Consider the following 12047-nt stretch of genomic DNA (forward strand, 5'->3'; position numbering starts at 1 on the left):
CTAGCCTGCTCCGCTTCATGGCAGAGCGTGAACCCATTGGCGTCATCGGCACCGGATACGTCGGCCTCGTCACGGCCGCCGGCTTCGCCGAGCTCGGAAGCGATGTCTACTGCATCGACATCGACGAGTCCAAGATCGAAGGCCTCAAGAACGGGGTCATCCCGATCTACGAGCCCGGCCTGACCGAGCTGATCGAGAAGAACAAGTCGCGGATGCACTTCTCGACGGACATCGGCGACGCGCTGGAGCATGCGCGCCTGCTGTTCGTCGCGGTCGGCACCCCGCCCACGTACTCCGGCGACGCGGACCTCTCCGCGGTGCACGCCGTCGTGGCCTCGATGCCCGAGTCCGACCACCACGCGCTGGTGATGAAGTCGACGGTCCCGGCCGGGACGGGCGACTCGATCAAGCGCCTGTTCAAGGAGTCGGGCAAGGACAAGTTCTCCTACGTCTCCTGCCCCGAGTTCCTCAAGGAGGGCTCGGCGGTCAAGGACTTCCTGCAGCCCGACCGCGTCGTCATCGGCGACGACGGCGACTGGGCCGGCGACGCGGTGGCGCAGCTCTACTCGCCGCTCGACGCCCCGCTGGTCCGGACCGACATCAACTCGGCCGAGATGATCAAGCACGCGTCCAACGCGTTCCTGGCGACGAAGATCTCGTTCATCAACGAGATCGCCAACGTCTGCGAGGCGACCGGCGCCGACGTCGTCGAGGTCGCCAAGGGCATGGGCCTGGACGACCGCATCGGCCCGAAGTTCCTGCAGGCCGGCCTCGGCTTCGGCGGCTCGTGCTTCCCGAAGGACGTCACCGCGCTCAAGCAGCTGGCGGGCAACTCGGGCTACCACTTCCAGCTCCTGAACTCGGTCATCGAGGTCAACGAGCTGCAGAAGCGCCGCGTCATGGGCAAGCTCGAGAAGCACCTCGGCTCGCTGATCGGCAAGCGCGTCGGCCTGCTCGGCCTGGCGTTCAAGCCGAACACCGACGACATGCGCGAGGCGACCTCGCTGGTCCTCTCCGCGCGCCTGCAGGCCGCGGGCGCCCAGGTCGTGGCCTACGACCCGATCGCCGAGGAGGAGGCCCGCAAGCTCATCACCAACATCGAGTTCGCCGACGGCGCGCTCGGCGTGGTCGACGGCGCCGACGCGGTCGTGCTGGTCACCGAGTGGGACGAGTTCAAGGAGCTCGACTTCGCCGCGGTGGCGAGCAAGATGAAGGGCGACCTGCTGATCGACGGGCGCAACGCGCTCGACCCCGACGCCGTGCGCGCCGCAGGACTGGTGTACGAGGGCGTCGGACGCGGTCACTGAGGGTACGGCCGCGCCGAATGCAGGCCGTCATCCTCGTAGGTGGTGAAGGCACGCGGCTGCGGCCGCTGACCTCCAACCAGCCCAAGCCGGTCATCACGCTGGTCGACCGGCCGTTCCTGGTGTACATGCTCGAGTGGCTGCGCGGCCACGGGGTCGACGACGTGATCCTGTCGTGCGGCTTCGAGCCGACGAAGGTGCGCGAGGCGCTCGGCGACGGCAGCCGGCTCGGGATCAAGCTGCAGTACGTGGTCGAGCCCGAGCCGCGCGGGACCGCGGGCGCGCTGCGCTACGCGGCCGACGAGCTGGGCGGGCTGGACGAGACGTTCCTGATGCTCAACGGCGACGTCCTGACCGACGTCGACGTCACCGCCCAGCTGCGCCAGCACGCCGAGACCGGCGCGAGCGCGACGCTCGGCCTGGTCCCGGTCGACGACCCCAGCGCCTACGGGCTCGTGCTCTGTGACCCGACGTCCGCGGTCTCCGGGTTCCTGGAGAAGCCGGCGCCGTCGCAGCTGCGCGGGATCGACCGCTATTACATCTCGGCCGGGATCTACGTCCTGGAGCCGAGCGTGCTCGACATGATCCCGTCCGGCCAGGAGGTGTCGATCGAGCGCACGATCTGGCCCGCGCTGGTCGGCAACGGGCTGCACGGCTCGCAGGCCGACGGCGCCTACTGGATGGACATCGGGACGCCCGAGCGCTACCTGCAGGGCACGTTCGACATCCTCGAGGGCAACGTCCGGACCGCGGTCGCCGAGCGGATGGGCGCCGGGTACACGGCGCTGGCCGACGGCGTCAGGGTCGACGGGCGCGTCGTCCCGCCGGCGGTCGTCGGCGCGGGCTCGTCGATCGGCGCGGGCGCGCACATCGGCTCGCTCGTCGTGCTCGGCGAGGGCGTGACGGTCGGCGAGGGCGCGCGCGTCGAGCGCTCCGTGGTGCTCGACGGCGTCAGGGTCGGCCGCGGCGCGGTCCTGCAGGACTGCATCGTCGCGGCGGGCGTCGAGATCGCCGACGGCGCGGTGGTTCGCGGCGGCGCGGTGCTCGGCGAGGGCGTGCGTGTCGGCGCCGGCAACATCCTCTCGGCGGGCATCAAGGTGTTCCCCGGAACGGACCTCCCGGCGGGCGCGATCAAGTTCTGATGTGATTCATCGTCGTGCGGGCGACCGAGGGGATGGCGGCATGACGACGACGAACGTGGATCTCGATCGCGAGAGCATCGGGCAGATCGACAGCACCGACCAGCTCACCGACGTGCTCGCGATCCCGGAGCACCTGCGTGACGCGCTGTGGAAGGCGGAGTCGGCGCAGCTCTCCAACTGGGACTCGCCGGCCGGCCTCGTGGTCGCCGGCATGGGCGGCTCGGCGATCGGCGGCGCCCTGGCGCGCGCGGCGCTGGGCGACACGGCCTCGCGGCCGATCCTGAGCGCGCGGGCCTACGGCCTGCCGCCGTGGACGACGCCGGACACGACCGTGCTGTGCTCGTCCTACTCGGGCGACACCGAGGAGACCTTGGCCTGCTACGAGGCGGCGGGCGCCCTGGGCGCCAAGCGCGTCGTGGCGACGTCCGGCGGCCAGCTCGCCGAGCAGGCGCGCGCCGACGGCGTCCCGGTGATCCCGGTCGCCGGCGGCCTGCAGCCGCGCGCGGCGGTCGCCTACATGGCGGTCGCGGCCCTGGAGGTCGCGGCGCGCTGCGGCTGCGGCCCGCGGATGAACTCCGACATCGACGTCGCCGCCGAGCACCTCGAGGAGCTCGTCGTCGAGTGGGGGCCGGAGGCCGCCGAGGACACCGTCGCCAAGTCGCTGGCCCGCGGGCTGGTCGGCACCGTGCCGGTCATCTACGGCGCGGGCACGACGACGACGATCGCCTACCGCTGGAAGACGCAGCTCAACGAGAACGCGAAGGTCCCGGCGTTCTGGCACGAGCTGCCCGAGGCCGACCACAACGAGCTCGTCGGCTGGACCGGCGCGGCCGAGCTGGGCAGGTTCGGCGCGGTGTTCCTGGAGGACTCCGACACGCACCCGCGGATCGAGGATCGCGTCGAGCTGACCGAGGGCCTGATCCGCGAGGCGGCGACCGCGACGTTCCGGGTGCCGACGCGCGGGACCTCGTCGTTCGAGCGCGTGTTCTCGCTGGTCCTGCTGGGCGATCTCGTGAGCGTCTACCTGGCCGCGCTGCGCGGCGTGGACCCGGGCCCGGTGGCGAACATCGAGTCGCTCAAGGAGCAGCTGGCGCAGAAGTAGGCGTCGTGCGCCTGACGGCGTACGACGTGTGGGGTCAAGCGGGACGGCGTCGCTCCGATCACCCGGGGCGACGTGGACCGCCGCCGCCCTGTCCTCCTGTGCCTCGCGCTGCTCTGCGCCGGGATCGCCGCCTTCGGTGCGACCCCGGCGGGCGCCGCCACGCTGTCGTTGAACGGCTCGGCGTTCGCCGTGGCCGCCGGGGCGGGGGAGACCAACACCTACACCTTGACGGTCTCCTCGACCTACGTGGAGGTCGGGTTCGGCGTCTCCGGCCAGCTGACGACGGCGACCGGCTACTGCTACCTGCGCACGGCGACCGCGCTGCGCTGCGCGCGCCCGAGCGCGATGAGCTTCGACCTCGGCGACGGCGACGACCGCCTCACGGTCACGGGCTCGTCGGCGCTGCCGCTGACGATCGCCGACGGCGCGGGCAACGACGTGATCTCCGGCGGCGCCGGGGCGGACACGTTCACCGACGGGCCGGGCGACGACACCTTCAACGGCGGCTCCGGCGACGACCGCCTCGTCGCGGACGCCGGCGCCGACGGCGCCGACACGTTCAACGGCGGCGCGGGAACCGACACGGTGGACTACTCGGCGCGCACGGCGCCGGTGACCCTGACCGGCGAGGGCGACCAACTGGGCGCCGACGTCGAGAAGCTCGTCGGCGGCGCGGGCGACGACACGCTGGCGGCAACGCCGACCATGACGTCGCTCGAGGGTGGCCCCGGCGACGACCACCTGAGCGCTTCGGGCGCCGCGACCGCGCTGCTCGGCGGCGACGGCGACGACGTCCTGACGACGACCGCGCTCGGCGGCTCGCTGAGCGGCGGCGCGGGCGACGACCAGCTGACCGTCCTCGGGACGCTGCCGGTGTCCGGGAACGTCCCGGCGACGACGCTCGACGGCGGGGACGGCGCCGACGTCCTCAAGGGCGGCGCCGGTCCCGACAAGCTCGACGGCGGCGCCGGAGCCGACACGCTCCTCGGCGGTGCGGGCAACGACACCTTGACCGGCGGCGACGGCGCCGACGCGCTCGACGGCGGCGCCGGGAACAACACCCTCGACGGTGGCGACGGCAACGACACGCTGACCGCGGTCCCGAGCGCCGGCGCTGCGGGCAACAACACCATGTCGGGCGGCGCGGGCGACGACAAGCTGACGGCCGGCGCGGGCAACACCACCATGTCGGGCGGTGACGGCAACGACGCGCTGACGGTGACCGGCGGGACGGGCGCGCTCGACGGGGGCGCCGGGAACGACGTCCTGACCGGCGCCGCGGGCAGCGACACGCTCACCGGCGGCGACGGCAACGACCGCATCGACGCGGGCGCGGGCAACAACATCATCAACGGCGGCGCGGGCGATGACGCGGTCACCGCGGGCGCGGGCAGCGACGCGGTCAGCGGTGGCGACGGCGACGACACGCTCGACGCGGGCGCGGGCAACGACACGCTCGACGGCGGCAGCGGCGACGACGTCCTGCTCGCGGGCGCGGGCTTCGACCGCGCCTCCGGCGGTGGCGGGGCCGACCAGGTCGCCGGCGGCGACGGCAACGACGCGCTCTCCGGCAACGACGGCAACGACACGCTCGACGGGGGCGCGGGCGACGACGTCCTCGACGGCGGCACCGGCGACGACGTCCTGCGCGGCGGCGACGGCAACGACACGCTCACCGGTAGCGACGGCGACGACGCGCTGGCGGGCGACAACGGCGACGACCAGTTGACCGGCGGCGCGGGCGCCGACGCGATGGCCGGCGGCGACGGGCGCGACCAGGTCTCCTACGCGGGCCGGACCGACGCGGTCGCGCTGACCCTCGACGGCCAGGCGAACGACGGCGCGGCGGGCGAGGGCGACAGCATCGCCTCCGACGTCGAGGCGCTGATCGGCGGCAGCGGCGACGACCGCTTCGTCGGCGGCCCGGGTGCCAACCTCCTGCGCGGCGGCCCCGGGACCGACACGGTGGACTACTCCGGCGCGACCGCGGGCGTCAGCGTGACCCTCGACAACCAGGGCAACGACGGCACGCCGGGCGAGGGCGACGACGTCCGCGAGGCCGAGCACGTCATCGGCTCGCCGTTCGACGACACGCTCGTCGGCGGCCCCGAGGCCGACACGCTCGAGGGCGGCGCGGGCGACGACCTGCTCGACGGCGGCGCCGGCCCGGACGTCCTGCTCGGCGGCGACGGCTTCCACGACCGCGTCAGCTACGCGGCGCGCACGACCGGCGTGACCGTCACGCTCGACGGCGCCGCCGACGGCGGCGAGCCCGGCGAGGGCGACCTCGTCGGCGCCGACGTCGAGGACGTCACCGGCTCGGCGGGCAACGACGTGCTGCGCGGCGGCGACGGCCCCAACGTCCTGTCCGGCGGCCCGGGCAACGACACCGTCAACGGCGCGGGCGGCGACGACCTGATCTCCGGCGGCAGCGGCAACGACAACCTGATCGGCGGCCCCGGCACCGACGCGATCGGCGCCTTCGACGGCGGCGGCGCCGACGTCGTCACCTGCGACGGCTCGGACGTCGCGACGGTCGACGGCAAGGACAAGGCCTCCGGCTGCGCGTTCCTGCTCAAGCAGGCCAAGGCCGGCCCGGCGCCCAAGGCCGCCCAGGTCGGCGCCTCGACCGCCAAGACCGCGCGCGCCGCCTCGGTCGGCCTCGCGCGCGCCGCGTCGGTCCCGGTCGCGACGGCCGCCGCCGACAAGCACCCCGGCGGCAGGACCGCCGCGGCGCGTCCCGTCGTCCGCCACGGCGGCTCCGGCGTGGACGTCCTGCGCGGCCGCGCGGGCGACGACCGCCTCACCGGCGGGCGCGGCAACGACGTGCTCTGGGGCGGCGCGGGCAACGACGACCTCGACGGCGGCTTCGGCCACGACGCGCTGCACGGCGGCACCGGCACCGACAACCTGCACGGCGACGAGGCCCCGGACGTCCTGGACGGCGGCCCCGGCGACGACGCGCTCTACGGCGACACCGGCGGCGACGCCGTCAGCGGCGGCGCCGGCAACGACACGCTCGCGGGCGGCTCCGGCGACGACAGGCTCGACGGCGGCACCGGCAACGACGACCTCAGCGGCGGCTTCGGCCACGACACCCTGCTCGGCGGCGCGGGCGCCGACGACCTCGACGGCGGCGAGGCGCTCGACAAGCTCGACGGCGGCGCTGGCAACGACACGCTCGACGGCGGCTCCGGCGCGGACGTCGTCAACGGCGGCGACGGCGACGACGTCGTCGCGGGCGGCTCCGGCCGCGACACGCTGCTCGGCGGCCCCGGCAACGACACCGTCGAGGCCAACGACCGCGGCGCCGACGAGCGCATCGACTGCGGCCCCGGCGACGACACGCTGCTGATCGACCCGGCCAACGCGGCCGGCGGCGGCTCCGACCGCCAGCTGATCAAGCAGGGCGGCGTGACCGGCTGCGAGCACATCGTCGAGGCCCAGCCGCCGGCCAAGAACCCGCTCGCGGGCGTCCAGGTCCTGACCTCGGACTCCGGCGACGCCGTCCGCGGCGGCGACCGCGACGACAAGCTGCTCGGCGGCGCGGGCGGCGACGTCCTCGACGGCACGCGCGGCAACGACCTGCTCTGGGGCGACCGCGACCCCGGCACCGCGGCGCCCGACATCCTGCTCGGCGGCGAGGGCGACGACACGATCTACGGCGGCGGCGGGCCCGACTACGTCGACGGCGGCCCCGGCAACGATGTGCTCCAGGGCGACGACGGCCCGGACGTCATCCGCGGCGGCGCCGGCAACGATGTGATCCGCCCCGGCCGCGGCGCCGACATCGTGCGCGCGGGCTCCGGCGACGACGTCATCCACGCGGGCGCCGACGGCTCCGGCGACGTGATCGACTGCGGCCCGGGCAACGACGTCGCCGAGATCGACCCGGGCGACAAGGTCACCGGCTGCGAGACGGTCAAGCGCAAGTAGCGCATGGGCGTGCCCGCGCGCGGGCACGGGGACGAGCATGGCCTTCCTGCTCCGCCTGCCGCTGTTGCTGCTCGAGCTCCTGCTGCGCCGCCTGTTCGGCGGCGACGACGGACCGAACGCGACCTACTCGCCCGCGCCGAGCGGGGCCGACTACGTCGCCGAGACCGACGACGTCCCGCCGGTCGCCTTCACGGGCGGCGTCGGCACGCCGTCGTCCAACGGCGCGCCGCCGCCGACCGCCGAGGAGGCGATCGAGCGCCGGTTCGCGCGCGAGGCGGCCGAGCGCGAGAGCGAGGCCGGCGGCAACGTCCCGCCGCCGACGCCGCTGCGCCCGATCCACGACGGCCACCTCGACACGACGCCGGAGCCGGTCGAATCCTTCGGCGAGCCCAACGACGTGCGCGGGACGATCGTCATCGACGAGCCGTGGCCGGGCTACGACGGCGACACCGCGGGATCGATCGTCGCGCGGCTGAGGGACGCCGACGGCGCGACCAAGGGCGTCGTCGCGCTCTACGAGCGCGCCAACAAGGGCCGCAGGACGGTCCTGAAGGCCGCGTCCTGACACACCCGTCCAAACCTTGACACGATCGTGGTAAGGTTGGGGCGTTGACGGACGCCCTCACCATCCACGAGGCAGCGGAGACGACGGGCTGGTCCCCGCGCATGCTCCGCTACATCGAGCGCAACGGGCTGATCGAGCCCCAGCGCTCGGCAGCCGGCTACCGCCTGTACGGCGCGGCCGAGCTGCAGCGCCTGCGCACGCTCAAGGAGCTGCTCGGCGCCAATGACCTCGAGCTCGGTGACATCGGCTTCGCGCTGCGCCTGCGTCGCGACCCCGCACTTGCGGGCGCGGTGGAGGCGTGGTTCGAGGCCAGGCCCGAGCGGCCCGCCGACGTGCCCGCGGACAACTGGCTGTCCTTCGAGCAGGAGAAGCACTCCCGCCTGCTGGACGCCGTCCGCGCCCGACAGACCCCGACACCCACCACTTCCACGGAGACCGCATGAGCGCCACCGAGCAGCAGACCCTCGACTTCAAGGTCGCTGACCTGTCCCTGGCCGAGTTCGGCCGCAAGGAGATCCGCCTCGCCGAGCACGAGATGCCCGGCCTGATGCGCACGCGCGAGGAGTTCGCCGCTTCTCAGCCGCTGAAGGGCGCCCGCATCATGGGCTCCCTGCACATGACGATCCAGACCGCGGTCCTGATCGAGACGCTCACCGCGCTCGGCGCCGAGGTCCGCTGGGTCTCCTGCAACATCTTCTCGACCCAGGACCACGCGGCCGCGGCCGTCGCGGTCGGGCCGAACGGCACGCCCGAGGACCCGCAGGGCGTCCCGGTCTTCGCCTGGAAGGGCGAGACGCTGGAGGAGTACTGGTGGTGCACCGAGCAGGCGCTCACCGGCTTCAGCGGTGACGCGGACCTGGGCCCGAACATGATCCTCGACGACGGCGGCGACGCCACCATGTTGGTGCACAAGGGCACCGAGTTCGAGAAGGCCGGCGCCGTGCCGGACCCGGCGCAGGCCGAGTCCGAGGAGTTCCAGGTCTTCCTGACGCTGCTCACCCGCAGCGTCGCCGAGACCCCCGGCAAGTGGACCAAGATCGGCCAGGACATCCTCGGCGTCACCGAGGAGACCACCACCGGCGTGCACCGCCTGTACGAGCTGGCCCAGCAGGGCGAGCTGCTGTTCCCGGCGATCAACGTCAACGACTCGGTCACCAAGTCGAAGTTCGACAACCTCTACGGCTGCCGCCACTCGCTGGTCGACGGCATCAACCGCGCGACCGACGTCATGCTCGCCGGCAAGACCGCCGTCATCTGCGGCTTCGGCGACGTCGGCAAGGGCTCGGCCGAGTCGCTGCGCGCCCAGGGCGCCCGCGTCATCGTCACCGAGATCGACCCGATCTGCGCGCTGCAGGCGTCGATGCAGGGCTACCAGGTCGCCCGCCTCGAGGACGTCATCTCGACGGCCGACGTGTTCATCACGACGACCGGCAACAAGGACATCATCATGGCCGCCGACATGGCCAAGATGAAGCACCAGGCGATCGTCGGCAACATCGGCCACTTCGACAACGAGATCGACGTCGCGGGCCTCGGCAAGGTCGACGGCATCGAGCGCATCAACATCAAGCCGCAGGTCGACGAGTACCGCTTCCCGGACGGCCACAGCATCATCCTGCTGTCCGAGGGCCGCCTGCTGAACCTCGGCAACGCGACCGGCCACCCGTCGTTCGTGATGTCCAACTCGTTCACGAACCAGACGATCGCCCAGATCGAGCTGTTCACCAAGAACGACGACTACGAGAAGCAGGTCTACGTGCTGCCCAAGCACCTGGACGAGAAGGTCGCCCGCCTGCACCTCGACGCGGTCGGCGCCCTGCTGACCGAGCTGCGCCCGGACCAGGCCGCCTACATCGGCGTCCCGGTCGAGGGCCCGTACAAGCCGGACCACTACCGGTACTAGAGCAGTCAGGGATCCGGCGGAGATACGTCGCTGAGCGACATCGCTGATCCCTCGCTCGCGGAGGCGGGCGGGACGAGCATCGAATGGGCGGATGCCCAGATGCCCGTCCTGCGCTCGCTCCGCGAGCGGTTCGGTGCCGAGCGCCCGCTCGAGGGGCTGACGGTCGGGGCGTGCCTGCACGTCACGGCCGAGACGGCCGGCCTCGTGCGGACGCTCGTCGCCGGTGGCGCGCAGGTCGCCCTGTGCGCCGCCAACCCGCTGGCCACGCAGGACGCGGTGGCCGCGGCCCTCTCGCAGCTCGATGGGGTCGAGGTGTTCGCCCGCCGCGGCGAGGACCTCGACACCTACGCGGGCCACGTCGCCGACGTCCTGGACCGCGCCCCGCGCGTCACGCTCGACGACGGCGCCGACCTGCTGGTCACGCTGCACGCCGCGCGCCCCGACCTGCTGGAGGGGATGCTCGGCGGGACCGAGGAGACGACCTCCGGCCTCGTGCGCCTGCGCGCGATGCAGGCCGACGGGCGGTTGAACGTCCCCGTCCTCGCGGTCAACGAGGCGCGCGCCGAGCGCGTGTTCAACGACCACTACGGCACCGCGCAGTCGACGCTCGACGGCATCCTGCGCGCGACCAACCTGCTGCTCGCGGGCCGCACCGTCGTGGTCCTCGGCTACGGCCCGACCGGCCGCGGCATCGCGCTGCGCGCGCGGGGCGCGGGCGCGCAGGTCGTCGTCTGCGAGATCGACCCGATCGCCGGGCTCGACGCGCGGATGGAGGGCTTCGAGGTCATGCCGTCGCTGGAGGCCGCCGCGCGCGGGGACATCTTCATCACGGTCACCGGTGCTCCGCACGTCCTCGGCGCCGCGCACTTCGAGCGCATGAAGGACGGCGCGGTGCTCGCCAACGCGGGCCACTTCGACGTCGAGATCGACCTCGGCGCGCTGCGCGCCGTGGGCGGCGACGGCGTCGCGGTCCGGCCGCTGGTCTCCCAGCACACGCTGCCCGACGGGCGGCGCCTGAACCTGCTGACCGCCGGCCGCGTCGTCAACCTCGCCGCGGGCGAGGGCCATCCGGCCTCGGTGATGGACCTGTCGTTCGCGCTGCAGGCACTGAGCGTCGAGCACCTCGCGCGCCACGGCGCGCAGCTGGGCGCCGGCGTCCACCCGGTCCCGGACGACATCGACCGCGAGGTCGCGCGCCTCAAGCTGGCCTCGCTCGGCATCGAGCTCGACGCGCTGACCGCCGAGCAGCAGGCCTACCGCCGCTCCTGGGAGTAGGCGCGGGGCCGCTGGCCTTCCGGCCAGGTGGGGGCGGAGCGCGCGTAGTACCTTGCTGGGCTCTTCGCGAACTGGAGCCTCGCGTTTGTCCCGTAGCTTCGCTCGCGCCGTCCTGTTGGCGGCGCTCATCGCCATCGTCCCGACGTCCGTCGCCCGCGCTGCCGCGCCGGTCGTGTCGGTGCTCGCCCCGGCGACGGCGCAGACGGGCGACCCGGTGGACTTCGACGGCGACGCGACGACCGACCCGGACGGCGACCCGCTGACCTACGCGTGGTCGATCGACGGCCAGCAGCTCGACGTGGAGAACTCGTGGCTGTCGGTGTCGTTCGCGCACCCGGGCCCGCACGTCGTGACGCTGACCGCGACCGACTCGACGGGGCTGTCGGCGTCGGCGAGCGCGACGATCGTCCTGACCGGCGACGACAAGCTGCCCTCGACGCTGAGGCCGATCGGCCAGACGGTGCTGCCGGGCATCGCCGCCGTGCCCGAGGTCGTCCTGCAGGCGCCGAGGCAGCGGCTCCAGAAGCACCGGCTGCGCGTCGTCGTGCGCTGCCGCGGGACCGCGCGCTGCCAGGGGATCCTGCGGATCGTGGCGCTCAAGGGCGCCAGGAAGACGCCGTTCCTGCTCGTCCAGCGGCGCTTCGACGTCCAGACCGGCGGGCCGCGCGTGCTGCACGCCAAGCTCGGCCCGCGCGCCCGCAAGCGGCTCGGGCGGTCGACCGTCGTGCGCGCGACGCTGTTCAAGGGCACGAGGGTCCGGGTCGCGACGACGTGGGCGACCGCGTCGTACTCCGTGGCCGTCGCGCGCTAGACCCGCGAT

The 12047-nt window shown here is 73.5% G+C and carries 9 protein-coding genes; all 9 read left to right on the top strand.

Features of this window, described 5'->3' with window-relative positions; translation table 11 throughout:
* Window positions 1-17 precede the first annotated feature (17 nt).
* The 9 genes from H030_RS0113730 to H030_RS0113770 all read left to right on the top strand — a co-directional run bounded on the left by H030_RS0113730 (window position 18) and on the right by H030_RS0113770 (window position 12038).
* Complete coding sequence (locus H030_RS0113730) at window positions 18-1307, top strand: UDP-glucose dehydrogenase family protein (RefSeq protein ID WP_035127663.1); 1290 nt, start codon at window positions 18-20, stop codon at window positions 1305-1307.
* Window positions 1308-1324: 17 nt separating this feature from the next.
* Complete coding sequence (locus H030_RS0113735) at window positions 1325-2446, top strand: sugar phosphate nucleotidyltransferase (RefSeq protein WP_027006530.1); 1122 nt, start codon at window positions 1325-1327, stop codon at window positions 2444-2446.
* Between the two features lie 40 nt (window positions 2447-2486).
* Window positions 2487-3548, top strand: coding sequence for a bifunctional phosphoglucose/phosphomannose isomerase (locus tag H030_RS0113740; protein WP_027006531.1), 1062 nt, complete (start codon window positions 2487-2489; stop codon window positions 3546-3548).
* A gap of 72 nt (window positions 3549-3620) precedes the next feature.
* Entirely contained in the window at window positions 3621-7484 is a 3864-nt protein-coding gene (locus H030_RS0113745; protein WP_027006532.1) for a calcium-binding protein, read from the top strand.
* A gap of 37 nt (window positions 7485-7521) precedes the next feature.
* Entirely contained in the window at window positions 7522-8049 is a 528-nt protein-coding gene (locus H030_RS0113750; RefSeq protein WP_027006533.1) for a hypothetical protein, read from the top strand.
* A 44-nt stretch (window positions 8050-8093) separates the two neighbouring features.
* Window positions 8094-8492: a MerR family transcriptional regulator gene (locus tag H030_RS32035; RefSeq protein WP_035127665.1), complete on the top strand. Its 399-nt coding sequence runs from the start codon at window positions 8094-8096 to the stop codon at window positions 8490-8492.
* Entirely contained in the window at window positions 8489-9952 is a 1464-nt protein-coding gene (gene ahcY / locus H030_RS0113760) for an adenosylhomocysteinase (RefSeq protein ID WP_027006534.1), read from the top strand. The genes H030_RS32035 and ahcY overlap by 4 nt, the downstream gene beginning before the upstream one ends.
* 39 nt (window positions 9953-9991) lie before the next feature.
* Window positions 9992-11227, top strand: a complete 1236-nt coding sequence (locus H030_RS0113765; protein ID WP_027006535.1) for an adenosylhomocysteinase — start codon at window positions 9992-9994, stop codon at window positions 11225-11227.
* Between the two features lie 85 nt (window positions 11228-11312).
* Window positions 11313-12038 carry a PKD domain-containing protein gene (locus H030_RS0113770; RefSeq protein WP_196809124.1) on the top strand — a complete coding sequence of 242 codons (726 nt, stop codon included), beginning with the start codon at window positions 11313-11315 and terminating at the stop codon, window positions 12036-12038.
* The last annotated feature ends 9 nt before the right edge of the window (window positions 12039-12047 follow it).

The organism is Conexibacter woesei Iso977N (assembly GCF_000424625.1).
Taxonomy (GTDB): domain Bacteria; phylum Actinomycetota; class Thermoleophilia; order Solirubrobacterales; family Solirubrobacteraceae; genus Baekduia; species Baekduia woesei_A.